The sequence below is a fragment of the Archangium minus genome (genome assembly GCF_044360475.1).
GTDB classification, from domain to species: domain Bacteria; phylum Myxococcota; class Myxococcia; order Myxococcales; family Myxococcaceae; genus Archangium; species Archangium minus.
In genome coordinates, this window is the sequence record NZ_CP043494.1 from 6,756,886 (window position 1) to 6,781,313 (window position 24,428).

Consider the following 24,428-nt stretch of genomic DNA (forward strand, 5'->3'; position numbering starts at 1 on the left):
CCATGCGCAAGCCCATCAAGAGCATCGAGACCCGGCATTACGAGGAGCGCGACGCCTTCTTCGACGGACTGCGGCGCCTGGACCGCCGGTCCTTCATGAAGATCGCCGGCATCTCCGCGGGCATCGCGGCCTCCAAGGCCCTCATCTCCCCCCACAGCTTCCAGCTCATCGACGTCGCCTCCGCGGCCCCGTCCAAGCCTCGCTTCACCTTCGCGTACATCTCCGACACGCACCTGTACAAGAAGGAGCTCAATGACCGCTTCGTGCGCTCCATCCTGCGCGCCGTCGACGACGTGAACCGGTTGGATCCCCAGCCGGACTTCGTCCTCTTCGGCGGCGATCTGGCCCAGCTCGGACAGAAGGAGGAGCTCAACCTCGGCAAGGAGATCCTCAAGAGCGTCAAGGCCCCCGTGCGCATGATGGTGGGCGAGCACGACTGGTTCCTCGACATGGGCGAGCACTGGCGCTCGCTCTTCGGCGAGCCGCAGTACTCGTTCGATCACAAGGGCGTGCACTTCGTCACGCTGATGAGCGTGAACGAGAAGGACTTCTGGACCGAGCGCGGCATGACGCCCATGGAGCGCATGCAGACGGTGGCGGGGCTCGACAACGGTCTGCAGTCCCGCTTCGAGGTGGGTGCCGCGGGCCGCGAGTGGCTCAAGCGCGATCTGGCGAAGGTGGACAAGAAGACCCCGCTCATCATCTTCAGCCACTCGCCGCTCTACAAATATTACAAGCCGTGGAACTTCTGGACGGATGACGCGGACGACGTGCAGGCGATCCTCCGCCCCTTCGAGAATGTGACCGTCATCCACGGCCACACGCACCAGATGCTGAGCAACCGGATTGGCAACATCAGCTTCCACGGGATGCTCTCCACCGCCTGGCCGTGGCCCTACGCCCCCGAGGGGCTCCCCTCCCTGACGGTGCAGATGAACCGGGCCGATCCCTTCAGCAACTTCGATGGCTGCGGGGATGGCCGCTTCGATGTGCTCGAGGCCGGCCTGGTGGACAAGCTCTACAACCTCTGGGACCGCAACCCGGTCACCATCCGCTCCAGCTACCTCGCGTCCAACGGGAAGAACGATCGCCCGGCGGCAACCAAGCTTCCGTCCTACTAGGAGCCCACAACGATGAACGCGCGCAAGACATCCGGTATCGCGGCGCTCGCCGCCCTCGGCCTCCTCTCGCTCGGGGCCGCGCCTCGAAAGGACGAGGCACCCAAGCACCAGGTCCCCAGGTCCAAGGACGGCGACGTCGTGATCGCCCTGTGCGATGGCGAGACGACGCTCGAGGTCGACGGCGTGAAGGACCCGGCGAAGATCGACAGGAAGAAGGCGCAGGAGATCTCCAACCACCTCATGTCGGAGTGGCGGAAGAAGAACCCGAACGCCCGCTGGGACGACCCGGACCCCGTCCTCCTGGCGCAGGCCCAGCCCCCCACGCCCCCCCAGGCCACCAAGGCGCCCGTCGCCAACCAGGGACAGACCGCTTCCTCCAACGCGGACGCCGTCCAGAAGAAGCAGGACGCCAACGTCCAGACGGGACACACCTACGGCGCCTTCAGCGCTCGCGACGAGGCGCTCTGGAAGGCGTCGGCCGAGCAGATCGTCCAGGAGGGACACAAGGTCTTCCATGACGCGAAGGAGCTCGGTAGCACCGTGGCCGTCTCCTGCGACATGTGCCACCCCGATGCCTCCAACACCCATCCGGAGACCTACCCGAAGTACCAGGTGCAGCTCGGCCGCGTGGCGCTGCTGCGCGACATGATCAACTGGTGCATCGAGAACCCCGTGCGCGGCAAGCCGCTCGCCGAGGATGACCCGCGGATGAAGGCCATGGAGGCGTATATCTACGCCCAGCGCAAGGGTGTGAAGCTGGAGTACGGCAAGCACTGAGCGAACGGCACGGGATTGGCCATGTGGAACCGCAAGAGCGCCCAGGGCGGGAACGGACGCAAACCCTCGTTCGACGAGGAGGCCGTGCAGCACCTTCCCGCCCTCTTCGACACCGCCCTCCGGCTGTGCGGCAGCGAAGCGGACGCGCAGGATCTCACGCATGACACGTACGTGCGGGCGCTCGCCGCGGCGGACCGTTACGAGCAGCGCACCTCGCTGCGCGCCTGGCTCCTGACGATCCTCCACAACCTCTTCCGCACACGCCTCAGGAATCAATCCCGCCATCCAGAGGTCGAGCTGGACGAGGAGTCCCTTCCGCCGGAGCCGTCATCCGAGCCCGTGCGGTGGAAGGCAGTCACCCCCGCCCAGCTCGATGCCGCCCTCCGGGAGCTGCCCCTGAAGCTTCGGGAAGTGGTGGTGCTGCGAGATCTCCAGGGATTGAGCTATCGTGAGATCTCGCAGGTGTTGGACGTGCCCGCCGGCACGGTGATGTCACGCCTCCATCGCGGAAGATTGGCGTTGAAGGAGGCCTTGTTACCCAGAACGGAAGACGTCGCCCCAGGCGACCCTCAGCGAGACGTACAATGAGCCCCTCCTGCGATTCGGTGCGGACCTTCCTGTCCGCGTACCTCGACGGTGAGGCGACTCCCCTGCCCCGTGTTGACCTCGAGCGACATCTGGAGTCCTGCACCGCCTGCTCCCGTGAAGCCGAGGACCTGAGAACCCTCCGCACCGTGGTGCGAAATGCCTGGGTTCCGGCCCCCGTCCCCGCCGGCCTCCGTCGAAGTGTGGAGGCACTTCGAGCCGACCGGCGCCCCCGCCGCCGATTCGTCGCCCTGGGAGGCGCGCTGGCCGCCATGGCCGCGGCCCTGCTGGTGTTCCTCATCCCGGGCTCCACGGCGAAGGCCTCCTCGCTCGCCGAGGCGGCCGTGCTCACCCATGTGGGGCTCGTGGATGGGTTGTTGCCCCTGGATGTCGCCGAGCGGGATCCCACCCGGCTCTCCGCCCTCCTGTCGGCACGCCTGGCCTTCCAGGTGGTGCTGCCAAAGCTCGATGACGCCACGCTCAAGCTCGACGGCGCACGCATGGTTCCCCTGGATGGTGCCTATGCGGCCGTCGTGAGCTACCGCAGGGAGGGCGAGCCCGTGAGCCTCGCCATCGCGCCGCGGCCCTACGCCGGCAAGCCGGCGGGTGAGTCTCGCACCGAGGTGTTCCGCAGCGTCCGCTTCGAGTCGCGCGAGATGCACGGCTACCACGTCATCTCGTGGAGCGAGGGCGCGCTGAGCTACTCGCTCGTCTCCCGCCGCCCGGCGGATGGACGTGCCTCTTGCGCGGTGTGCCATGGGCAGAGCTCCGGGCTCCAGCGCGTGGACGAGTTCCACGGCATCCGGTGATGTGTTAGGGAAGTGACGGCGTCCTACCCACCATCGGAGAGAGAGACATGGCTCATTTCGACGAGACCGCCGTTGCGCAGCGCTACGGGCGACTGCCCAAATCCGACGACGATGCGGTGCAGTACCTCAAGGCGCTCAAGGTCATCATCAGCGCCGACGGGGAGGCCCACGCGGCCGAGCTGGAGGCGCTCCGCAAGGGGCTCGGGAAGCTGGGGCTCACGCCGGACCTCGCCAAGCAGCTCGAGTCCTTTGACGGCCACGGCGCCAAGCTCGAATCCGTCCTGCCGAAGATGAAGCCCGGCGGCCTGCGCGCACGGATGCTCGTGCGCGACGCCATCGAGCTGTCCCGCGCGGATGGGAAGTACGCCCAGGAGGAGAAGGCCGCCGTCGCCAAGGCCGCCCAGCTCCTCGGGGTGGACGAGACGACGGTGAAGTCCATCGAGTCGCTCGTCGAGCTCGAGCACGCCGTGAAGCACCTGCGCAAGGCGCTGTTCCCGAAGAAGAAGAAGTAATGTCGTGAGAGGTCGTGAAGGAAGGAGAGGTTCCCCCTCTCCGTCCCTCCTCCCGCCATGTACCGCCTGCGCCTGACCGCCAACCAACTGGCCCTGTTCAGCTCCGTCACCCGGAGCGATGCGCTCAAACGCGAGATGATCTCCGCGACGACGATGCTCCCACCGGGGACCGTCGTGCGGCTCGGAGCGCGGACCTTGCGGCTGGGCGCCCCCCTGGGCAGCGGCCTGGTCGGCACGGTCTCCGAGGCCCGCTGCGCCGACACCGGAGAGCGCTTCGCGCTGAAGCGGGCCCGCGCGGCCATCCGCACCTTTCAAGAGTTCTTCCGGCTGGAGGCCGCCGCCACCGAGGCGCTGTCCGGCCTCACCGCGCTGCGCCCCGCCCGCATCATCGAGCGCACCAGCCACGCCCTGCTCAAGGAGTTGCTGCACGGGCCCACCCTGCAGACGCTCATCCTCCAGGGCGCCCTCGGCCAGGAGCAGCGCGACTCCTTCGTCGAGGCGCTGCGGCAGGTGGCCGACATCCACACGCGCCTGGGCTTCCTGGTCGATCTCTCGCCCAAGAACGTCTGCTGGCAGGACGGGTGGGTGCTGGTCGACGCCGGACCCAAGACCCACACCACCGACTACGTCACCCTCCTGGAGGCGCCGGACTGGGAGCGGTATGTGCGGTATTTCGAGCGCAAGGGAAGCCTCGCCCGGGGCGGCTCCGCGCCCTCCGTGCTCGTCCGCCCCGTAGCGGACACGGGCATCGCCAACGCCCGCTCCTTCGCCTTCGTCCGGGACTGGTGGATGTGGATTCCCTATGATCCCCACGTCGAGCCCGACCGGTTCTTCGTCACGATCGACGAGACGCAGCAGGAGGACGAAGCGGTCTTCCGCGTCGAGCTCGACCGGGGCGCCGAGCTGGTGCCCGTACCTGGTGTGGAGGCGCGTCTGGCCGAGAGCGAGCTCGTCCGGGCCTGCGCGCTGGAGGCCTGGAAGCGCCAGCACCCGCACCTTCCCGCCCTTGCGCAGGGGGAGCACCGGCCGCTGCCGTTCACGGCAAGCCGGGAGCCGCTGAGCCTCGCGGCGCTGGCCACCGAGACGGAGCCCTTGGGGCTGGCCAAGGCGCTCAAGCGGGCCTTCCCGGCGCGGGAGGAGCTCCAGGTACCGGACCTGCCCGTCCTCCCCTACCCCCACTGGACCGAGCTCGGGCGCGCGGGCAGTCCGCACCGCCCCACTGACATCCTGTGCCACGAGCCCTTGAAGACGTCCCGAGTGGCGCTCGATACGCTCCTGAGCCGCCACCGGCACTTCACGGCGACCCCGCCCCTGACCCGCACGGATGGCCCGTTCTGCGAGTTGCTGTGCATCCCCTCGGGGGATTGCCGGCGGGCCGTGCTCTTCCTCCCCGGCTTCCGGGCCTCTGTCGAGGCAGAGGCGGCACTCGTCTCGGCGCTGCTCGCCAGGGGGCTCGATGGGCTCTTCGTCCTGACCCACATGGGAGTGCGCAACAGCAGCGGCCAGGCCCTGGTGACCGCGGGCCGTTGGGAGACGGTCCTGCTCTGGGATGCTATCGACTACGTCACCGAGTGCCTGGGTGCCAGCGAGGTTGTCCTCGTCTCGGCGTCCCACGGGTCGATCGCCGCTGTGCTCGTGTCCGACCTGCACCCGCGCGTCACGGCCCTCTCCCTGGACTCGTGCGTCCGGCGCCCGCTGGATCTCGTCGCGCACCTGGCCCAGGCCCGGGGCGAGTCGCCCGGAACCGCCATCCAGTCACTGGTGGAGCACCACATCCCCCAGCCCTTCCAACTCCGGGAGCCCACGCGCAGCCACCTGCGCGTGCTGTCGATGTACTCGCGACAGGACCGGCTCGTCGCCGCGTGCGGAGATCTGCCCGTGGGAACCCTGACCCTCTACGAGGGGGGGCATGCCGCCACCATGCGCCACGACAGCTCCGAGAAGGGCGTGCCCGAGGTCTGCGTCGACGCCCTCCACGCGTTCCTCGGAGAGACCTCTTAAGGGCCGCCTTAGAAGGAGCAGTAGGAGATCACTTCCTGGGTGTAGCTGCCCTGCGTCGTCCCGAACTTCGTGAGGGTGCCGTCGCAGTCGCAGTACTCACGGCCCACCTCCACGCCATTCTGGAACCAGTAGCGGTTGAACGCCCTGCGGCCGTCGCACGCATACAGGAGCGACTGCTCAGTCGTCTCGATCGTCGTCTCCGGGGCGGACTCCTCCATCTCCATCCCCCCACCGCAACCGCTCAGGACCAGGGCAACGACACAGGCCAGGGATGCACGCAGCTTGCTCATGTTCGGCTCCTCTCCTGACAAACGAGACAGTCAGGGATTCTCAGCGTGCCACGTGGGAGCCTCTCGTGTCACTCCGATCCATCGAGGAAGGAAGACCCTCACCCCAACCCTCTCCCAGAGGGAGAGGGGGCTTTGCGCAGGAGTTCCACGGTTCGCGCCATGTCCTCCGGGAGTGGGGACTCCAGCGCCCTCGCCTCGACTCCCGGCAGTGAGGGCCACTCCAGTCGCGCCGCGTGCAGCGGTGTCCGCGCCAGCACCTCCTCCTCCCCTTCCCCTCCCAGGTCCTTCGCCTTCAAGGGCTCGGCCCGCCCGTACTGGTGATCCACCAGCAACGGGTGTCCCTCCGAGAGCAGGTGCACGCGGATCTGATGTGTCCGCCCCGTCTGCGGCTCGGCCTCCACCAGTGAGGCCGCCGTGAATACCTCCACCGGCCTCACCCGCGTCCTCGAGGGTTTGCCCTCCTCCCCCGGCCTCGCCACCCGCATCCGCCCCTTGCGCGCAGGCACCAGCGCCGCGTCCACCATCCGCGGCGTCTCCACCCGGCCCTCCACCAGCGCCAGGTAGCGCTTGCGCACCTTGCCGGATTCGAACGCCATCGACAGCGTCCGGTGCTTCTCCGGCTCCAGCGCGAACACCATCACCCCCGAGGTGTCCCGATCCAACCGGTGCACCACGTACACCTTCCGCTTCAGCTGCTCCTCCAAGACCTCGCGCAGCGAGGGTCCACTCCCCTCGCCGCGCCCGGGGATGACCAGCATCCCCGCCGGCTTGTCCACCGCGAGCAGCCCCGCGCCCTCGAAGAGGACGCGCACCCCTCCGCTCACTCGTAGTCCGAGGCCGGTACCACCTTCACCGTCCCCAGCCCCTTGAGCTGCTTCTTCACCTCGGAGGCGCGTCCCAGCAGCACGATGAGCGGCGGCTGCGCGAAGAGGTACTTCGTCGCCACCTCCACTGTCTGCTTCTGCTTCACCGCCATCAGCCGCTCCCGGAACTTCTCCACCCAGTCGTCCCCGAGCCCGTGCACCCTGATGTCGCTGATGACCGCGGCCACCGACTCGTTCGTCTCCGTCCGCAGCGGGTACAGCCCCGCCAGGTACCGCTGCGCCTTCTTCAGCTCCGCCGCGGTGATTCCCTCCTGGCGCACCTTCGCCACCTCACCCAGCGTGACGTCGAGCATCTCCCGCGTCCGGTCCGTCTGGGTGAACGTGGAGATGCCGAACACACCTCCCGCGTTCATCATGTCGAAGTAGCTGTGGATGCCGTACGTCAGGCCGCGCTCCACGCGCACCTCGTTCACCAGCCGCGAGGTGAACCCGCCGCCCAGCGCGTTGTTCATCGTCGTGGACGGGAAGTAATCCGGATGGCCCACCCGGAAGCCCGGCCCGCCAATGCGCACCTGCGTCTGCGTCTGGTCCGGCTTGTCCACCAGCAGGATCCGGCCCGTGGTCACCTTGTCCGCCGAGGGCAGCTGCACCGGCGCTTCTGGTCCACCCTCCCAGCCGGCGAAGGCCTTCTCCGCCTCGTCCACCACCTGCTGCGGGCTCACCGCGCCCACCACTGTCAGCAGCGACACCCGGGGACCCACCCGCTCCCGGTGGAAGCGCACCAGGTCGTCCCGCGTGAAGGTCCTCACGTGCGCCGCGCTGCCACCGATGTCGTGCCCATACGGGTGCTTGCCCCACAGCGCCCGCGTGAAGGCTCGATCCGCGATCACCGCCGGATCATCCAGGTCGTTGGAGAACCCCGCCAGTGCCCGCTCGCGCGCCAGCTCCACCTCGCGCTCCGGGAAGGACGGCTCGCGTACCAGCTGCCCCAGCATGGACATCATCGCCGGGAAGTGCTCCGCGGGCGTCGTGACGAAGAGCGACAGCACGTCCTCGCTGCTCCCCACGGAGAAGCTCGCGCCAACGAACTCGATCGTCTCGTCGATCTCGTCCGCGCTCATCTTCGCCGTGCCCCGGCGCAGCAGGCGCGCGGTGAAGTCCGCGAGGCCGTGCTTGTCCGCCGGGTCCGTCGCGCTGCCCGCGCGGATGACGAGCCTCGCGGCCACCAGGGGCAACGGCCCGCGCTCGGCGGCCAGCACCTTCAGCCCGCTGGAGGTGGTGCTCTCGTGGAGGGTGGGCAGCGTCAGCGCGCCCGTCGTGGGGGCCGCCTTCTTCGTCACGACCGCCTTCTTCTTGCTCGTGGCTCGGGTGGCCATCTACTCGACGTCCTTTCCATCTGCGCTTGCGTCCGCGGGTGCTCCCGCGGCGGGGATGAGCGTCACCACGGAGCGGCGCTCGGGTGCGAAGGTCTTCGCCGCCACCGCCTTCACCTGCTCGTTCGTGGCGGCCGCGTACACCGAGGGCAGCGTCAGCCCGTCCCGCCACGAGCCGAGCAGCGCCTCGTAGTGGCCCATGGCATGGCCCCGCCCACTGTTCGTCGCCAGCTCCCGCAGGTGGTCTGCCCGCAGGTTGTTCTTCGCCTTCTGCAGCTCGCGCTCCGTCAGGCCTTCCTCGGCCACGCGCGCCAGCTCCGCGTACAGCGCCTCCTCCACCTTGCGCGGATCCGAGTCCGGCTTCAGCTCCAGGTAGAAGAGGATGATGCCGGGATCAATCCGCCAGCCCCAGTCCACCGCCACCGACACGGCGAGCTGCGTCTCATAGACGAGCTTCTTCACCAGCCGGCTGCCTTCGCCCTTGGCCAGCCCGTACTGGATGACGTCCAGGAGGAGCGTCTCCTGATCGCGCGCCGCCGGACCCCGGTAGGCGATCATCAACGCGGGGGACTGGGCGGGGTGGCGCACCTCGGCGCGGCGCTCGCCCTTCTGCTCGGGCTCGGCGTTGAGCACGGGCTCGGGCTTGGGGCCCTTGGGGATGTCCCCGTAGTAGCGGCGCACCAGCGCCAGCGTCTGCTTCGGGTCAATGTCCCCGACGATGTAGAGCACCGCGTTGTTGGGCGCGTAGTACGTGCGGAAGTACTGCTCGCAGTCCTGGCGGGTGATGTTCTCGATGTCCTTCATCCACCCGATGACCGGCCAGCGGTACGGGTGCGCCTTCCAGACGAGCGTGCCCAGTTCCTCGTCCATGATGCCGGTGATGTCGTTGTCCACGCGGACGCGGCGCTCCTCCATCACCACCTGGCGCTCGCTGGCCAGCGCGTCGTCGTTGATGCGCAGCGAGCGCATCCGGTCCGACTCCAGGTCCAACACCTTCTCCAGCGCGTCCGAGGCGAAGTCCTCGTAGTACACGGTCATGTCCGTGGACGTGTACGCGTTGGAGCGGCCACCGTTGGACTCGAGCACCATGTCGAACTTCTTGGGGCCGTACTTCTTCGCCCCGTTGAACATCATGTGCTCGAACAGGTGGCTGATGCCGGTGATACCGGGCCGCTCGTTGCGGCTGCCTACCTGGAAGAAGGTGTAGAGGCTCACCACTGGCGTCTGGTGGTTGGCCAGCAGACGAACCCGGAGACCATTGGGCAGCGTGGCCTCCTGGACGTCGAACAGGGATTGCAGGACGGGATCCGCCGTGCGCTCGGCGGGCTTCGCAGGTGCCTTCGGCATAGAAGCCCACCGTATACACGCCTTCACTTGGGGGGAAGCACGCGTTTGGGGGCGCGAGTGTCAGCCAGGAGCCAGCCGCCCGGGGCTGCGGCATATTCCAGGGACTCGTACCTGGAGAGAGCCCCATGCAGTCCCAATCCCTGAAGTTGACCCCCGAGATGGTGGCCAACCCCTACCCCGTCTTCGCCGCCCTGCGCGAGTCCGCTCCCGTCCACTATGTCGAGGCCTTCCGGGGCTCCTATGTCGTGTCCCGTCACGAGGACATCGCTCCCATCCTCAAGAACACGACCCTGTTCTCCTCGAAGATGGCGTCCGTCAGCGCCCTGATGCCCAAGGAGCTCGGCGAGGACGTGCTCCGCTACTTCAGGAGTGAGAACAGCCTCCTCTCCTCGGACCCGCCCCAGCACACGCGCCTGCGTACCCTGGTGAGCCGTGCCTTCACCCCCCGCCGGGTGGCCGACCTGGAGCCGCGGATCCGCGAACTCGCCAGCGAGCTGCTCGACGCCATGCTGACCCAGCAGGAGTTCGATCTGATGGCGGACCTGGCGGTGCCCCTGCCGATCATCGTCATCGCCGAGATGCTCGGCATCGAGCCCGAGCGCCGCCAGGACTTCAAGCGCTGGTCCAACGCCATCTCCCAGAGCGTCACCCTCACGGTCGGAGGACTCGACCTGGAATGGATCGCCACGGGCATCCGGGAGATCCACGCGTACCTGGAGGCCGCCATCGAGCGGCGCCGCCGGGAGCCCGGGGATGATCTCATCAGCGCCCTGGTCACGGCCAACGAGCAGCAGGGCGGCTTCCTCTCCTCCATGGACGTCATCGGCTTCGTCCGGCTGCTGCTCTTCGCCGGCAACGAGACCACCACCAACCTGATCGGCAACGGCACGCTGGCCCTGCTGAACCACCCGTCCGAGATGGAGCGGCTGGCGGAGAATGCCTCGCTCGTCCCCAACTCCGTCGAGGAGATGTTGCGTTACGACACGCCGGCCCAGGTCATCTTCCGGATCACCACGGCGGATACGGAGATCGCCGGCACGCCCATTCCCAAGGACTCGCGCATCATGCTCCTGCTCGGGGCAGCCAACCGGGATCCGCGCAAGTTCCCCAACCCGGACACGTTCGACATCACCCGCGACACCCAGGGGCACGTCGCCTTCGGCCATGGGGTGCACTTCTGCATCGGGGGGCCGCTGGCCCGGCTCGAGGCGCAGGTAGTCTTCGATGAGCTCTTCCGCCGGGTGCGCCGCGTGTCGTTCGCCCCCGGACAGGAAGGCAACCTCGACTACGGCACGACCTTCTCGCTCCGAGGCCCCAAGAGCCTCCGGCTGCGCGCCGAGCGACGTTAGTGGGAGGAGCCCGCGCCCGGAGTGCCAGTGCACATCCGGGTCCGGGCATGCTATTCGCTCGCCCACCGTGACCGCAGGGGGCCGGCCCGGGTCCACACCTCACCAGGAAGAGCACTCATGACCAGCAAGTCGCTCGCCGCACCGCAGCTCGTCATCAACAGCCGGATGCTGTATTCGAGCTGGATTCCCGCCGACCCCAAGGCCGCCGCCGCGCTGCTGCCTCACGGGCTCAAGCCGGCCTCCAACCACGCCCTCTTCATGAACCAGTACGTCGTCGACTCCGAGGAGCAGGCCTCGCACTTCGGCGCCTACTCGATGACGTACATGGGGCTGGATCTGGCGGGCCGCACCGCCCCGGACGGCGTGACGCCCGCGCGCTTCTTCACCCACTACCTCAACTCCTCGGAGATCGTCCGCTCCTACGCGCGCGAGCGGGGCGTGCCGGCCTCCCCGGGTGAGACGACGCTGGAGCTGAACGGCAACGAGCTGGTGGCCACCACGCGCGTGGACGGCACCCCCATCATCCGCACGGTGGCTCGGGTTGGCTCGAAGATTGGCTCGGTGGCGCGCGGCCACCTCACCTACGTGACGCGGGTGGGCAAGAAGCTGATCGCCGGCAACTACCCCTACGTCGGGGAGCTCGCCACGCCCTTCGAGCTCGTCTCCCTGGAGTTCCTCGCGAAGGATCACCCGACGTACGTGCTGCGCCCGGCCAGTCCGCTGCAGAAGGTGGAGGGCTGGTGCTGGTACTCGCCCCGTGACTCCTTCGTCTACCCGGGCGGAGAGTACGAGTACGAGCAGTAGTCCCCCCGAGCCGGCCGCTCCGCTCAGGATGCGGCCGAGTTCGGAGGCTGCATCCCTGGGGCGCCATCCACCGGGAGGAAGACCTGGAAGGTGGTTCCCCGCCCCAGCTCGCTGTGCACGTCGATGCGCCCACCCAGCGCGGTGACGATGCCGTGGCAGATGGAGAGACCGAGCCCGGTGCCCACCCCCACCGGCTTGGTGGTGAAGAAGGGATCGAACAGCCGCGCCAGGTGCTCCCGTGGGATGCCGGAGCCGGTGTCCCGCACCGCCACCACCACGTGGCCCTCTTCATGCCGCGTGGAGAGGCGGATTTCGTGCGTCTTCGGATCCCCGTGGGGGATGGCCTGGGCGGCGTTGACGATGAGGTTGAGGAAGACCTGCCCGAGTCGCGACTCGTTGGCGCTCACGTGGGGCACCTCGTCGTAGACCTTCTCCAGCCGAGCGCGGTGGCGGATCTCGCTCCAGGCCATGTTCACGCACGAGTCGAGCACCGCCCGCACGTCCACCGCCCCGCGTTGCTCCTCGTTGCCTCGCGAGAAGGTCTTCAGATCGCGCACGATGTCACGCACGCGATCGCTGCCCGAGAGAGCCTCCTTCAGGGCCTCGCGCACCTCGCGTCCCCGCTCCCCCGCCATCCCCTCCCCTGACTCGGCCATCGCGGCGAGCTCGTCGTCCACGAAGCGCAGGTTGCTCAGCATGTACGACAGGGGGTTGTTGATCTCATGGGCCACGCCCGCGGCGAGCGTCCCCAGCGAGGCCATGCGCTCGTTGGCTCGCAGCTTCTCTTGGACCTGGCTGCGCTCGGTGATGTCGCGGGAGATGGAGACCATCACCGGCTGTCCGTTGGAGACGAGGGGGACCGTCACCACCTCGCCTAGCACCTGCCGACCCTCGCGGTGCCGGAACCGTGCTTCACGGGGGGCACTGACGCTGGAGGGCGCGGTGAGCGCGTTCTCGCATCCGGGCAGGACGAGCTCCGAGACAGGCCGGCCCCGGAGCTGCTCCTGATCCTCATGGCCCAGCAGGCGGACGGCGGCGGGGTTGACGAAGAGCACCGACCCCTCCCCGTGGACGAAGATGGCGTCCGGAGTGCCGTCGATGAGGGTGCGGAGGCTCTCCACCGAGTTCCGCAGCTCCTCCTCGGCGTGGCGACGCCGCCGCTCGCTGCGCAGGCCCTGGAGGATGGCGCAGCACGTGGCCAGCAAGGGCTGGAGGAAGGCGATGACCTGATCATCGTAGCCACCGGGCCGGTTCGCGATGCCCACCATGCCCACCATCTCCGTGGCGGAATGGAACGGCAGGCCCAGGAAGGCGCGCAGCGGCGGGTGGCCCTTGGGGAGCCCTCCCCGGCGCGGATCGCTGTCCGGCGCGTTGGCCACCACGGGCTTGCCACTCGTCATGACGGCGCCGAAGAGGGTCTGGAGGTTGCGGAACTCCATGCCCTTGGGCGCCTCGCGCGCGAAGAAGGCCCGCAGCTCGTCCGTCCAGGCGATGTTGGTGATGGCGTACGTGCGCAGGTAGGGCTGGCCCTCGGGGGTGTGCAACACCTCGCCGATGAAGCCGTACTCGCTGCCCGTCAGCGTCAACAGCACCGACAGCAACTTGTCGAACAGCCGGTGCACATCCTGACCCTGGATGAACTCCGTCTGCACCTCGGTCAGCGCCTGGAGCAACAGGTTGCTGGCACGCAGCGCCTGCTCCGCCGTGGACTCACAGTCGCTGCACTCCATTCGTCCACTCACCTGATGGTTTCCTCTAATTTCGAGGATGCTCCAGAATTCTATACGGGGCAATCACCATCGCCTTGGAGCTCCTCGCCTCCCGGCGTGCGCCAACCCCCTCCCCTGTTGAGGGAAGGACACTCAAGCGGCTCTCCTCCTCTGGCTGCCCCCAGGTGACGACCAACTAAATCCTTAGTTGCGTTTCAACTAAGACCTTAGTAGTTTGAGCGCTGGAGGTTGGAACCGTGTCCAAGCCATCGCAGAACGAAGGGCTCAAGCCGCTCACACCCGTAGAGCTGGAGCTGATGCAGATCGTCTGGCGCAAGGGCGAAGTCAGTGTGGCGGACGTGCTGGAGGCGCTGCCGCCAGAGCGGAAGCTGGCCTACACCTCGGTGTCCACGGTGCTGCGCATCCTCGAGCAGAAGGGGGTGCTGGGGAGCCGGAAGGTGGGCCGGGGCCATCTGTATTCGGCGCTGCTGCCGCGCGAGGCCTACGAGGTCCAGAGCGTGCGCCACCTGGTGGAAACGGTGTTCGACGGGACGCCCTCCGCCCTGGTGGAGCGGCTCGTTGAGGCCGTCCCGCTCTCCCCCGAGGAGGTGGAGCAGATCCGCAAGCTGCTCAGCAAGAAGGGCTCCCCGTCATGAGTGCCTTCTGGAGAGAGCTGGCCACGGGCTACGTGAGCGTGGCGGTCCTCCTCACCGTGGGCTACGGGCTGCTGCGCGCCGCACTCGCCCTCATGGGGTGGCTGGGCCTGCACTTGTCGGCGCGGCAGACGCTGTGGGCCGGGCGTGCGACGCTGGCCCTGGCGCTCCTGCTGCCCCCGGTGTGCATGAGCGTGCGCGGACTGGTGCCCACCGGTCCGCTCTTCACCTTTGATCGCTCCGTGGTGCGGCTCACCACACGGCTGCCAGAGCCAGCCTGGAGTGCGGGTCCACGCACGACCGCCCCCCGCTCCACCGAGGCGCCCACGTCCTTCCCTGTAGGGCTGGCCGTCGCGCTGCTGCTCGGGACGGCCGCGGGAGTGCACTGCACGCGGGAGCTCCGCCAGCACCTGCGGCTGCTCCGCCGGCTCGAGTCACAGCCCCGCGTGCGACAGGTGGGCCGGGTGGCCGTGGTCCTCTGCGACTCCGAGGCCACTGCCTTCTCCACCTGGTTCCCGCGTGCGACGCCCCACCCCAGTGCGTGGGTGGCGGTGCCCCCCCATCTCCTGGAGGACCCCGCGGGCCTGCGGATGACGGTGTTGCACGAGCTCCAACACCACCGGCAGCGCGACACGGTGATCGCCTATGTGCGCCTGCTCCTGAGAGGGCTCTTCTTCTGGAACCCTGCGGTGCAGGCCTTTGGGCGGTGGCTCGCGACCTGCCAGGAGCTCGCCTGCGACGAGGCGCTCGTATCCGGCGGAAAGGCCCGTCCACACGACTATGCGCGCTGCCTGCTCGACGCGGCGCTGCGCGCCTCGGGTTCCCCTCCCCTTCCCGCCGGAGTCACCGGCATGGCCCACCCCACCACCAGGAGGATCGAAATGCTGTTCCAATCACGTCCCAGCCGTCCCCACCGCGCCATCGGGCTCGTCGCCGCCGTTGCCCTGACGCTCGTCCCACTCGCCCTGTGGGCGCAGAGCGCCACCCGTGGCCGCGCGGTGACGCTCGCCGAGGCCCAGGCACTCGCGCGGTCCTCGCAGCGCGAGGGTGACATTCCCGTGGTGGTGGACGAGCAGGTGGTGGCGAAGCTCAACCAGTTCGTGACCACGCCCAAGGGACGCGCCTTCATGAAGAAGGCCCTGACGAACCTGGGTCCCCACCGCGAGACGTTCATGCGCACGCTGCGAGCCCGGGGTCTGCCGGAGGGGCTGCTGGCCGTGGCGATGGTGGAGTCGGCGGTGACCAACATGCCGGAGACGTCGACGAATCCCTCGTTGGCACCGGGCCTGCGGGGCGCGGGAGTGTGGATGTTCATCCCCTCGACGGCACGGCAGTACGGACTCCAGGTCGACGCGGAGCGCGACGAGCGGCTCGACGTGGCGCGCGAGACGGAAGCCGCCGCGGCCCTCTTCTCCGCGCTGCACGGTCGCTATAGCGACTGGCGCCTGGCGCTCGCGGCCTACAACCACGGCGAGGAGAAGGTGGACGAGGTGCTGCGCACGACGGGCGTGCGCGACGTCAGCGAGCTCACCCGCGCCGGCCACCTCAACGACTACGTGAGCACCGTGCAGGCGGGGATCCTCGTCCTGCGCAACCCGCAGCTGCTCGACTGAGCCTCCACCCAGCGAGGAGGCCGTCAGCTTCTTGTAGGAAACGACGGCGCTCATCACCAGACCGCGGCTTCTGGTTGCCGACGGACGGGAGTTGGACTTGAGTCCCCACCCCCATGTCCGGCCTGGTCCTCCTTACCCTCGCCCTCACCCTCTCCGGGCAGCTCGATCTCCCCACGTCGGCGGACTCCGTCATTGGCGAGCAGGCAACGCTCACGGGTGACAAGGCCGTCGTCGAGGGCCGCGTCGGCCGGGCCTCTGGTCACGCGCTGTTGCGCTCGGGAACGTCGGTGCTCCGCGCCGATGAGATGACCTACGACTTCGACAAGCGGGTGGCGGTGGCGAGCGGGAACGTGCTGCTGGTGAGCAACGGCCTGGCCGGATTCGCTGACCGCCTCACGGTGGACTTGAGCACCCGCGAGGTGAGCGCCGAGGGCGGTACCTTCTTCCAGAAGGAAGGCGTGACGCCCCAGGCACTCGTCGATCTCGCCTCCCGGGAGGATGCCACCGCCCGGGAGCTGACCCAGACAGGCAGCAACGCGTTCTCCTTCACCACGCGCCGCTTCCGCCTCCTGGAGGACAACGCGTACCAGGTGGAGCCCGCGTCCTTCACGGCGTCCTGTGGCTGCGACGTGTTTGATCGCAGCTGGCGCATCACCGCGAGCAGCGCGAAGCTGACGCCTGGGGATCGCGCCTCGTTCACCTCGCCCACGCTGCGGGTGTTCGACGTCCCCATCCTCTGGGTTCCGTGGATCTCCCTTCCGCTGCAGAACCGTCAGAGCGGGCTGCTGATGCCGGAGTGGGCCGCCTCGGGACTGAGCGGCTTCCAGTTGGATCTGCCGCTCTTCCTCACACTCGGGCGGAGCTACGATCTCACGATCTCCCCGGGGTATGCCTTCGGCGCGGAGCCCAGGAATCCGGGCGAGGGACTCCTCGGCACAAAGGGCCCGCGGCTCGCCACCGAGTTCCGGTACGCCCCCGCTCCCGGAGTCGACGGGAGGCTCTGGCTGCGGCTCATCCAGGACCTGCAGCTCGAGCGAAATCCGCTCAACCCCCTCGTGCTCGTCCCCGAGGCGCAGCAGCGGGGACTCCGGGGCTGGGGCCTCTTCGAGCACCGACAGGAGCTCGGGAACGGCTTCCATGCACGAGCGGACGTGACGCTCTATTCGGACGGCTTCCTCTTCGCCGACACCACGTCCGCCGGTGGATTCGGGCGCTCGTACTACTACATCCCCTCCACGGCCACGCTGTACCACCGAAACGAGGACCACTACGCGGGGCTCGCCCTGGCCTACCGCCAGGACATCCGCTGGGGCTATCCGCTGCTCGGTGAGGCCACGCTGCCACCGCCCACCGCCCCCACGGATCCGTTGTTGCTCGGCAACTCCGTGCGGCCTCCGCTGTTCCAGGAGCTGCCCACGCTGCGCTACGCCATCCCCACGGTGCCCCTGTTCGGCCCGCTCACGGGCAGCGTCCAGGTGGAGCTCTCGCGGCTGTCACCCCTGGGCGGGCTGCTGGGAGACGAGGGCACGGACGGGGTGTTCTGGCCACTCCTGCCCGACGCGGATGGGACCCAGGGCAATGGCCGGTTCGATCCCGGCGAGCGGCAGGCGCGCAGCCGACTGGACGTGATGCCGCGCGTGAACGCCACGTTCGACCTGGGAGGCATGCTGCGCGTCACCCCCTACCTGGCGGTGCGCGAGAGCCTCTACCTCTACGAGGAGACACGGGAGACGCGCAATCGCGTGTACGGGATGGCGGGACTGCTGCTGAACTCGGAGCTGTCGCGGGTGTTCGGAACGGGAGCGTCCGCGATCCGCCACAGCATCATGCCGTCAGTGGAGCTGCGCGCGGTGCCTCGCGTCTTCGGCGAGGGCACCCCCTCGGTCTATGACGAGGTAGACGCCGCGGTCCCCCAGGAGGGGTTCTTCCAGGGCCAGGTGGCGCTGCGCCAGAAGGTGCTCATGCGCAGCGGAACGGGAACGCGCGAGCTGGGCCGGTTGGATGTGGTGCAGGGCGTGGACTTCCTCGAGCGGCGGATGGGCGAGACCTCCGGGCGCCTGCTGGCGGTGATGGGACCGGTGACGGCCACGGCCACGGCTCGGTTCGACCTGTTCACCCCGAACGTGGAGGAGCGACTGACCCAGCTCTCCGCTGGGGTGGGCTGGAACGTCCTTCCGAATGGGTTGTTGGACGTGAATGCCGGATACGAGCGGACCCTGGGAAGCTCGGAGCAGGTGCGCCGCCCCATCGACATGCTGCTGCCGCCTCCCCTGCCCGCGTCCGCGCCGGTGAGCGACGGGGGCTCGTGCTCCGACGACCAGGCGCTCGCGAGCCGGCATTTCGACCGCGTACTGTTCGGCGCCGGAACCCGGCTCCCGTTCGGCCTGGGGGTGAGGTACGACGCGGAGGTGTTCCGGAGGGATCCGGGACGATGCGATGTGGCCCAGGTGAACGCCCAGAACCTGCGCATCTCGTACACGCCCAGCTGCAACTGCTTTCAAGTCGAGGTCTGGGCCGCGCTGCTGCCCGCACCGAGCAATTTCGACTTCGGGCTGCTGTTGACGATCGCGCGGCTCGGCACCTTCGGGCGCTGAGCGCCCGTCAGGCGGCGATGCGGGACACCCGCTTCTTGCGCGGACGGCCGCTGCCACCCTCGCCCCGAGGGCCGAGCACCCGGTCGGCGGGAAGACCCGCATCGAGGGCCTCGCGCAGCTCGGGAGACAAGCCGTCCAGCAGCAGCAGCACCGAGGCGTTCGTCCAGGCGAAGCCCAGCGTCCGCTCGGACCGGGGCGCCAGGAGCGAGCCGCGATCCGCGCCCTGGTTGCCGTACTCGACGGGCACCTCGGCCGACTTGCGCACCACGTCGTACTTCTCCTTGACGAGGCCGTTATGGCTGCCGGCGATGTCCAGCACCATGGACAGCCAGCGGTAGGCCACCGCGTCAGCCTCGGCGTGGAAGCCGTAGCGGCGCAGCCCCTCCACCGCGATGATCTGGTGCGGTGCCCAGCCGAAGGGCCAGTCCCACTGCAGATCCTCTCCGCCCGCGGCCTCGCGCGAGGCGCGCGTGCTGGAGGTCAGGCCACCCTCATGGAGGAAGCGCGGGAGCGAGGCAGCCACGGTGGCGGCCTCCTCGCGGGAGGCCCAGCCCGTCCACAGCGGGTAGAAGGTGGCCAGGGACTCGTAGCGGGAGCGGCGTCCGGCCACGAAGTCGTAGTCGAAGAACATTCCCCGCTCGGCGTCCCAGAAGCGCGCGCGCATGGTGCGAGCCCGGGCCCGCGCGGCCTTCGCGTACCGGGCCGCCCGCAGCGAGTCCTCCCCTTCCACCTGACGGAGAATCGCCGCGAGGTCCATCTCGTACTGGAACAGCAGCGAGTTGAGGCACACCGGCTCGTGGTGGTGGATGGCCGTGCCGAAACGGTGGCACATGTCCCAACCGCTCTCGCGGATGGCGCGGTCATGGCGGTGGAACTCGGCGTCGTCCGGCCGAGAGCTGTAGAACTTGGACAGATCCTCGGCGTCGGGACCCTCGGCGTCGTCCTTGTAGCGAGAGAGACCGCTCGGGGTCGCGCGAGGGCCCGTGCGGAAGACCTCCTCGAGCTCCTGCTCAGCCGCCCGAGCCACTCGCTTCAGCAGTCGTCGATCCGCGCGCACCGCCTGGAGCTCCAGTGCCAGCCGAGGCATGAGCGGCGGCTGGGTGCGCGACAGGTGGTAGCTGAGGTTCGAGTTGGGGATCTTCCCGTAGTGCTCGATCTCGTAGAGCTGGTTCTCGAGCATGTCCCGGGCGATCTCGTACTGACCGGAGGCCAGGGCGCCGCGAGCGTTGAAGTAGCTGTCCCAGCCGAACATCTGCACGAAGCGCCCGCCCGGGACGATGTACGGACGCGGGAGGTAGAGCATCCCCGGCGCGCGCATGAGCGCGTTCCAGTCCGCGGCCTCGCGAGGCCTCTGGAGCGGCACCACCTCCAGGCCGCCGGAGCGCCGGGCATCGGCGCGCAGCTTCTTGAGGGCCTTGCGGTCACGCGCGGGGACGTACACGCGCTGCCGCCCCTCCGGATCCTTCACGGGCATCACCTGGAGCGCCTTCTTCAGCTCCTCGGCGCGATCCGAGCGGCGGACGAGCCCCTCCCAACCGCCATCAATCAACTGTCGCAGCGCGGTGGTGCGAGACTCCAGCATCCGCTCCACGGGGAGCCCGGGCTCATCTCCTCTGCCCTCGAGGATCTCCCCGGCGAGCACATCCGCGGCATGCGAGAGCCGCTCCGCTCCGGCCAGCTCGAGCCGCACGCCCGGGCCCAGCTCCAGGTCCACCGCGAAGCGCAGTCCATTCTCGCTCGCGCGTCCGGCATCGCGCGCCGTGAGGCGGCCGTCGCCGTCGAGATCCAGCGCCATCAGCAACGAGAACGCGAGGCGCGCGGTGGACGAGCTCACGGACAGCGTGCCCGGAGTCTCGGCTCGAGCGGTGGTGGGAACCGATGGCGCGGTGAAGGGCGCGCTGGAGTCCGCGCGAACGACGTTGCGCGACGACCGGTTCGGGAGGGGGATAGAGGCAGGGGGGAAACGGGAAGACGGCGTCCGGGTGGGCACTTTCGACCTGTTCGCAGAAGAGCGACGAGCAAGGTACACGAGTCTGCAACGTCTGCTCATCTCCAATCAGAGACACGCTCGCTTTCCTTCCAGACCGGCTCTTCCCCATGAGCTCAATGCTTTGACATCAAACCTTTGTCTGGGATGAAATTTTGATGTCAAAGTTTCGCACGGAAGCACATCCTGAGAAACGAGTGAGAGCGCCGCGCGAGCGGCTAGCGTGATCGCGCTCCATCAGACCTCATCCCGGAGACCTTTGTGGAGATTCACGACCGAACCCCACGCTTCGAACGTTCCTCGCCGCTGTCGTTCTTCCGCCCACTCGCCACCGCCGGGCTGCTGCTGACCTCACTGACCGTGGCGGCCCCCGCGCGCGCCAACATCGAAGGCATAGAAGTCCCCACCCCGCTGGAGGACAACCGTCGCATCACCTTGGGTTACATCGAGATCGCCTATGAGCTGGGCGGATTGCTGGATCCCAACCTCCAGCCCGGCGGCAGCAGCAACGTCCGCCCCAACTGGTTCGTCTTCGCACCGCATGCCTCGCAGACGGGAGGCCAGGGCATGCTCGGCACGGCCCTCGCGCGGAGTGTGATCAACGCGGCGAGGGGGAACCCTTCCCTCTCGATACTCCAGGCGCTCGACCGGGTCGGCCTCTTCGGCACCGCGCGGCTCACCCTGGAGAACCTCACCCTGGAGCTCGTCCTGATGGGCCTGCCCCTCGACGCGGCGGCCTCGCTCGCCTCGCTCACCACGGCCATGCATTGGGAGGCGCTGGCCGACCCGCGAACCTTCACCGCCACCGCCTCGCGCTTCGCCTGGCTCTATTGGAGTGCGCCCGGGTTCCTGCCGCTCGACAAGGCGGAGGCCGTGGTGATCACCCTGGAGCGCACGCTGCACGAGGGCAACCTGGCCATCTTCACGGACATCGGTGGCTCGGCGCGCATCTATCTGGATTGGCGCCGGGGACTCACCGGCCCTGTGACTCCCGAGCGCGTGCTGACGGAGTTCGTGCTCCAGGGAGCCGTGGCGCAGGAGGCGCAGCTCGCCTACACGTACGCGGTGGCCCACGCGAACGACACGCCCCGGCCCTACGAGATCGAGAGCATCTTCCCAGGGATGCACTGGAAAAGTCTGCTGGTAGCGGCCTTCGCGCTCTACGAGGAGGCGCGCCTGGCGCCCACGCCCGCCGCACGCGACGCGCTCATCGCCATGGGCAACAACTATGTGGCCTGGCGCGAGCAGCATGACATGGCGCAGCCCGTCTTCACCCCGGCCGTAGCCCACGCGGACGAGGTGTCCCGCTCCGCCCTGATGCAGGTCATCACGCCGCTGCTGAGGACGTACTTCGGCACCCTCGAGTGGAACTACGCCGACTACGCCTACAGCCAGCCGGATCCGGACGGCAGCATCCTCACCTCGCCCCCCACCGAGTACAACTGGGCCACCTTCTGGGATCGCTGGACGGGCATCCTCTATGCCTTCGATCAGGCCTATGGAGTTCCCTCGGCGCTGTGGGCGATGCCGGAGCCCCTGGTGGATCCGACGAAGGGCTGAGCCAGGCAGGCGAGCGCTGCGTCTTGAAGCGAACACGCCGTCCCACGCGAGGAGTCGCAACAGACCCGCACAGGTGGCAAACTGGAGGAAGCCCCCTTCTCTGCTACCGTTCGCTCCATGCTGGCGTTCTCGCCCCCTCGCCTCCGGTCGCTGTTGTCTGGCCTCGCCTGTGCCGTGCTCCTGCATGGTGCCTGCGAGGCGTTCCGGATGGGCGCCACCGTGTTCGTTCCCTACGTGCTGTTGGCGCTGGCCTTCGGGGCCCGTTGGCGTCACAGGTCCGCGGTGGCTGGCCCGGTAGGTGGAGCGCGCGTGACAGGGGCCTCGCTCGCGTTTGCGAGGATCGCGCACGAGGACGAGCCACCCCGTCGGTATCCGGTGTCGACGAGCACGCCGAGCCTTCCCGTGCGGCGGACCTTCTGGGCGCGGGTGAAGATCTGGATCGGCAGTGCGGGCCTCCTGGTGTGCGGACCGTGGTGGCTGCTGCTGGTCACCATGCTCTTCATGCCGGATCCCGCTCCCGCGCTCGATGGCCTGTTCACGAACTACAGCCTGACGCTCGTCACCATCTCCCTGCTGCTGACGATGCTCTTCCTGGTGTTCCTCCGCTCGGGGCTGCGCGGGCCGTCGGATCCCTTCGCGCCGACGCACCACCCGCATGAGCGCCTGCGCGATCAGCCCTATGTGCCGCACGCGCCTGGCGTGTACGCCGGTCCAGGGCCTCGCGCTGGCAAGAAGTCCCACCTGCGGCTGGTGCGAAACACGCCGTAGGCGGTGCGCGCGCCCGTGTTGGGCATCAGCTTGCGTACTCCCTCGTAGCTGTCGCGCTTCTCAACGAGCACCTCGCGCCCGCAACCGAGTGCGCATCCCGGCTTCCAAGTCGCCTAGATGTGCATCATCGGACCGAGGCCGCCCCACCGCCGTGCCGTCTTGAACAGCTCGCAACGGGAGAGCGCCACAAGTCATCGCGACCGCCCCACGACGTCGGCGGGGTGTGGCATGACCCAAGAGGGTACGTTCCTACTCTGGTGGCCGCATGCCCATGAAATGATCTTCACCGTCACGCGCACCCTACCCCACCTGAGAAGTGAGACCCGGCTCGTAGCTTTCCAGCGCGATGATGCGCGTCGAGGTCTCGTGAACTGCTGGCATGGCTCCTGCTCTGTGTCCTCGACAGCCGAGCGAGCGGACATTACTCTGCCGCGCCATGACAGGACCGGCCAGCTCCGACAATTCAACCGTGGAGGCACCCATGTCGAGCGCAGCTCCCACGCTTGACCGCAACCTGGTCAGCCCGCAGAACATGCTCAACCCGTTCCCGCTCTATCAGTACCTGCGCGAGAACGATCCGGTGCACTGGTCCGACGCGGTCCACGCCTGGTTCCTCACCCGCTACGACGACGTGATGTCGGCCTACCGGGATCCGCGCATGAGCGCGAATCGGGCGAAGCTGTTCGAGTACCAGGTCCAGGGCCTGAGCCCGGACATCACCCGCGAGTTCATGCAGACCATCCGCAACCAGATGTTCATGCGGGATGGTCCGGAGCACGTGCGGCTGCGTCGGCAGACGGGCATGGGCTTCACGCCCCAGCGGCTGGATGAGTTGCGGCCGATCGTTCACCGCATCATGCGCGAGCTGCTGGAGCAGTTGTCGTCGCGCAACGAGATGGATCTGGTGAAGGATCTCTCCTACCCGCTGCCCGCGCTCGCCATCGCCGAGCTGCTCGGTGTGCCGGCCGAGGACCGTGAGCGCTTCTGGGTCTGGTCGGAGCACCTGGCCTTGTACAGCTCGCCACCCGTGGGCGCCGACTCGCTGCTGCTGGCCAGCAACGCCAACAAGACCATGGTGGAGATGAAGGAGTACCTGCTCCCCATCATCGAGCAGCGCCGTCACACACCTGGCACGGACGGGCTCAGCCAGATGCTCCTGGCGCAGGAGCAGGGGAAGATGACCCCGGAAGAGCTGGTGGCCAACGCCTGTCTCATCCTGTTCGCCGGGCACACCACCACCACGGATCAGCTCAGCAACGGTGTCTACGATCTGCTGACCCACCCGGATCAGCTCCAGCTGCTCCGGGAGGACATGGGGCTGTTGCGCTCGGCGGTGGAGGAGATGCTGCGCTACACCACGTCGGTGCCCGCCATCACGCGAATCGCCTCTGAAGACATCCAGCTGCACGGGAAGACGATCCGCAAGGGCGACATGGTCTTCCTGGTGATGGCCGCCGCCAACCGCGATCCCTCGGTCTTCCCGGATCCGGAGCGCTTCGACATCACCCGCGACAGCTACCACCAGAAGCACATCTCGTTCGGCTTCGGCGCGCACCACTGCATGGGCGCCGGCCTGGCCCGCCGCGAGCTGGAGATCGGCATCTCCATGCTGCTGGAGCGCCTGCCCAACCTGCGCCTGGATGAGGCGAAGCCCCCCAAGGTCAAGTGCCACGGCCTGTCCTTCCGCGGCTTCGACGCGCTGCCCGTGCGCTGGTGAAGTGAAGGGCTGGAGGGGAGCCCGCGCTCCCCTCC

The 24,428-nt window shown here is 68.3% G+C and carries 20 protein-coding genes; 14 read left to right on the plus strand and 6 right to left on the minus strand.

Annotated elements, in window-relative coordinates; translation table 11 throughout:
* Nucleotides 1-2: 2 nt before the first annotated feature.
* Genes F0U60_RS27445 through F0U60_RS27470 form a run of 6 tightly spaced genes read left to right on the plus strand, consistent with a single transcriptional unit; the run spans nucleotide 3 to nucleotide 5,805 of the window.
* Complete coding sequence (locus tag F0U60_RS27445) at nucleotides 3-1,121, plus strand: metallophosphoesterase family protein (RefSeq protein WP_395803797.1); 1,119 nt, start codon at nucleotides 3-5, stop codon at nucleotides 1,119-1,121.
* Nucleotides 1,122-1,133: 12 nt separating this feature from the next.
* On the plus strand, nucleotides 1,134-1,898 hold the full coding sequence (locus F0U60_RS27450) for a c-type cytochrome (protein WP_395803799.1): 765 nt from the start codon (nucleotides 1,134-1,136) through the stop codon (nucleotides 1,896-1,898).
* A 21-nt stretch (nucleotides 1,899-1,919) separates the two neighbouring features.
* Nucleotides 1,920-2,486, plus strand: coding sequence for an RNA polymerase sigma factor (locus F0U60_RS27455; protein ID WP_395803801.1), 567 nt, complete (start codon nucleotides 1,920-1,922; stop codon nucleotides 2,484-2,486).
* Nucleotides 2,483-3,292, plus strand: a complete 810-nt coding sequence (locus F0U60_RS27460; RefSeq protein ID WP_395803803.1) for an anti-sigma factor family protein — start codon at nucleotides 2,483-2,485, stop codon at nucleotides 3,290-3,292. Before F0U60_RS27455 ends, F0U60_RS27460 begins: the two co-directional genes overlap by 4 nt.
* Before the next feature lie 47 nt (nucleotides 3,293-3,339).
* Complete coding sequence (locus F0U60_RS27465) at nucleotides 3,340-3,804, plus strand: TerB family tellurite resistance protein (protein WP_395803805.1); 465 nt, start codon at nucleotides 3,340-3,342, stop codon at nucleotides 3,802-3,804.
* A gap of 57 nt (nucleotides 3,805-3,861) precedes the next feature.
* Nucleotides 3,862-5,805 (plus strand): hypothetical protein, encoded by a 1,944-nt coding sequence (locus F0U60_RS27470; protein ID WP_395803807.1) that lies wholly within the window; start codon nucleotides 3,862-3,864, stop codon nucleotides 5,803-5,805.
* An 8-nt stretch (nucleotides 5,806-5,813) separates the two neighbouring features.
* Here F0U60_RS27470 and F0U60_RS27475 read toward each other — a convergent pair whose 3' ends face one another.
* The 4 genes from F0U60_RS27475 to F0U60_RS27490 all read right to left on the minus strand — a co-directional run bounded on the left by F0U60_RS27475 (nucleotide 5,814) and on the right by F0U60_RS27490 (nucleotide 9,639).
* Nucleotides 5,814-6,095 (minus strand): hypothetical protein, encoded by a 282-nt coding sequence (locus F0U60_RS27475; protein ID WP_395803809.1) that lies wholly within the window; start codon nucleotides 6,093-6,095, stop codon nucleotides 5,814-5,816.
* A 98-nt stretch (nucleotides 6,096-6,193) separates the two neighbouring features.
* Nucleotides 6,194-6,907, minus strand: coding sequence for an RluA family pseudouridine synthase (locus F0U60_RS27480; protein ID WP_395803811.1), 714 nt, complete (start codon nucleotides 6,905-6,907; stop codon nucleotides 6,194-6,196).
* Nucleotides 6,908-6,915: 8 nt separating this feature from the next.
* Entirely contained in the window at nucleotides 6,916-8,295 is a 1,380-nt protein-coding gene (locus tag F0U60_RS27485) for a M16 family metallopeptidase (RefSeq protein WP_395803813.1), read from the minus strand.
* Nucleotides 8,296-9,639, minus strand: a complete 1,344-nt coding sequence (locus F0U60_RS27490) for a M16 family metallopeptidase (protein ID WP_395803815.1) — start codon at nucleotides 9,637-9,639, stop codon at nucleotides 8,296-8,298.
* 125 nt (nucleotides 9,640-9,764) lie between these two features.
* Here F0U60_RS27490 and F0U60_RS27495 point away from each other — a divergent pair, with 125 nt between their 5' ends.
* Together F0U60_RS27495 and F0U60_RS27500 are read left to right on the plus strand one after the other, a co-directional pair.
* The gene (locus F0U60_RS27495) at nucleotides 9,765-10,988 is read left to right on the plus strand and encodes a cytochrome P450 (RefSeq protein WP_395803817.1); all 1,224 of its coding nucleotides are present in this window, start codon (nucleotides 9,765-9,767) and stop codon (nucleotides 10,986-10,988) included.
* A gap of 117 nt (nucleotides 10,989-11,105) precedes the next feature.
* Nucleotides 11,106-11,792 (plus strand): hypothetical protein, encoded by a 687-nt coding sequence (locus F0U60_RS27500; RefSeq protein WP_395803819.1) that lies wholly within the window; start codon nucleotides 11,106-11,108, stop codon nucleotides 11,790-11,792.
* A gap of 23 nt (nucleotides 11,793-11,815) precedes the next feature.
* Here F0U60_RS27500 and F0U60_RS27505 read toward each other — a convergent pair whose 3' ends face one another.
* A complete protein-coding gene (locus F0U60_RS27505; RefSeq protein ID WP_395803821.1) occupies nucleotides 11,816-13,534 on the minus strand; it encodes an ATP-binding protein in 1,719 nt (572 codons plus the stop codon).
* 224 nt (nucleotides 13,535-13,758) lie between these two features.
* Here F0U60_RS27505 and F0U60_RS27510 point away from each other — a divergent pair, with 224 nt between their 5' ends.
* From F0U60_RS27510 to F0U60_RS27520, 3 genes are all read left to right on the plus strand, one after another.
* Nucleotides 13,759-14,157, plus strand: a complete 399-nt coding sequence (locus tag F0U60_RS27510; protein ID WP_395803823.1) for a BlaI/MecI/CopY family transcriptional regulator — start codon at nucleotides 13,759-13,761, stop codon at nucleotides 14,155-14,157.
* Nucleotides 14,154-15,767, plus strand: a complete 1,614-nt coding sequence (locus F0U60_RS27515) for a M56 family metallopeptidase (protein ID WP_395803825.1) — start codon at nucleotides 14,154-14,156, stop codon at nucleotides 15,765-15,767. The genes F0U60_RS27510 and F0U60_RS27515 overlap by 4 nt, the downstream gene beginning before the upstream one ends.
* A gap of 113 nt (nucleotides 15,768-15,880) precedes the next feature.
* On the plus strand, nucleotides 15,881-18,361 hold the full coding sequence (locus F0U60_RS27520) for an LPS-assembly protein LptD (protein ID WP_395803827.1): 2,481 nt from the start codon (nucleotides 15,881-15,883) through the stop codon (nucleotides 18,359-18,361).
* Nucleotides 18,362-18,368: 7 nt separating this feature from the next.
* On the opposite strand, the gene F0U60_RS27525 is transcribed toward F0U60_RS27520, so the two are convergent.
* Complete coding sequence (locus tag F0U60_RS27525) at nucleotides 18,369-20,195, minus strand: trehalase family glycosidase (protein ID WP_395803829.1); 1,827 nt, start codon at nucleotides 20,193-20,195, stop codon at nucleotides 18,369-18,371.
* 459 nt (nucleotides 20,196-20,654) lie between these two features.
* Between F0U60_RS27525 and F0U60_RS27530 the strand changes: the two genes are divergently transcribed.
* From F0U60_RS27530 to F0U60_RS27540, 3 genes are all read left to right on the plus strand, one after another.
* Entirely contained in the window at nucleotides 20,655-21,908 is a 1,254-nt protein-coding gene (locus tag F0U60_RS27530; RefSeq protein ID WP_395825470.1) for a hypothetical protein, read from the plus strand.
* A 207-nt stretch (nucleotides 21,909-22,115) separates the two neighbouring features.
* A complete protein-coding gene (locus F0U60_RS27535) occupies nucleotides 22,116-22,676 on the plus strand; it encodes a hypothetical protein (protein ID WP_395803831.1) in 561 nt (186 codons plus the stop codon).
* 481 nt (nucleotides 22,677-23,157) lie between these two features.
* Nucleotides 23,158-24,393, plus strand: a complete 1,236-nt coding sequence (locus F0U60_RS27540) for a cytochrome P450 (RefSeq protein WP_395803833.1) — start codon at nucleotides 23,158-23,160, stop codon at nucleotides 24,391-24,393.
* The last annotated feature ends 35 nt before the right edge of the window (nucleotides 24,394-24,428 follow it).

Excerpts from the sequence above, each read along its gene's own strand:
- F0U60_RS27445 (WP_395803797.1), top strand. The coding sequence starts at position 3 with ATGCGCAAGCCCATCAAGAGCATCGAGACCCGGCATTACGAGGAGCGC.
- F0U60_RS27450 (WP_395803799.1), top strand. The coding sequence starts at position 1,134 with ATGAACGCGCGCAAGACATCCGGTATCGCGGCGCTCGCCGCCCTCGGC.
- F0U60_RS27455 (WP_395803801.1), top strand. The coding sequence starts at position 1,920 with ATGTGGAACCGCAAGAGCGCCCAGGGCGGGAACGGACGCAAACCCTCG.
- F0U60_RS27460 (WP_395803803.1), top strand. The coding sequence starts at position 2,483 with ATGAGCCCCTCCTGCGATTCGGTGCGGACCTTCCTGTCCGCGTACCTC.
- F0U60_RS27465 (WP_395803805.1), top strand. The coding sequence starts at position 3,340 with ATGGCTCATTTCGACGAGACCGCCGTTGCGCAGCGCTACGGGCGACTG.
- F0U60_RS27470 (WP_395803807.1), top strand. The coding sequence starts at position 3,862 with ATGTACCGCCTGCGCCTGACCGCCAACCAACTGGCCCTGTTCAGCTCC.
- F0U60_RS27475 (WP_395803809.1), bottom strand. The coding sequence starts at position 6,095 with ATGAGCAAGCTGCGTGCATCCCTGGCCTGTGTCGTTGCCCTGGTCCTG.
- F0U60_RS27485 (WP_395803813.1), bottom strand. The coding sequence starts at position 8,295 with ATGGCCACCCGAGCCACGAGCAAGAAGAAGGCGGTCGTGACGAAGAAG.
- F0U60_RS27490 (WP_395803815.1), bottom strand. The coding sequence starts at position 9,639 with ATGCCGAAGGCACCTGCGAAGCCCGCCGAGCGCACGGCGGATCCCGTC.
- F0U60_RS27495 (WP_395803817.1), top strand. The coding sequence starts at position 9,765 with ATGCAGTCCCAATCCCTGAAGTTGACCCCCGAGATGGTGGCCAACCCC.
- F0U60_RS27500 (WP_395803819.1), top strand. The coding sequence starts at position 11,106 with ATGACCAGCAAGTCGCTCGCCGCACCGCAGCTCGTCATCAACAGCCGG.
- F0U60_RS27515 (WP_395803825.1), top strand. The coding sequence starts at position 14,154 with ATGAGTGCCTTCTGGAGAGAGCTGGCCACGGGCTACGTGAGCGTGGCG.
- F0U60_RS27520 (WP_395803827.1), top strand. The coding sequence starts at position 15,881 with ATGTCCGGCCTGGTCCTCCTTACCCTCGCCCTCACCCTCTCCGGGCAG.
- F0U60_RS27535 (WP_395803831.1), top strand. The coding sequence starts at position 22,116 with ATGGGCGCCACCGTGTTCGTTCCCTACGTGCTGTTGGCGCTGGCCTTC.
- F0U60_RS27540 (WP_395803833.1), top strand. The coding sequence starts at position 23,158 with ATGTCGAGCGCAGCTCCCACGCTTGACCGCAACCTGGTCAGCCCGCAG.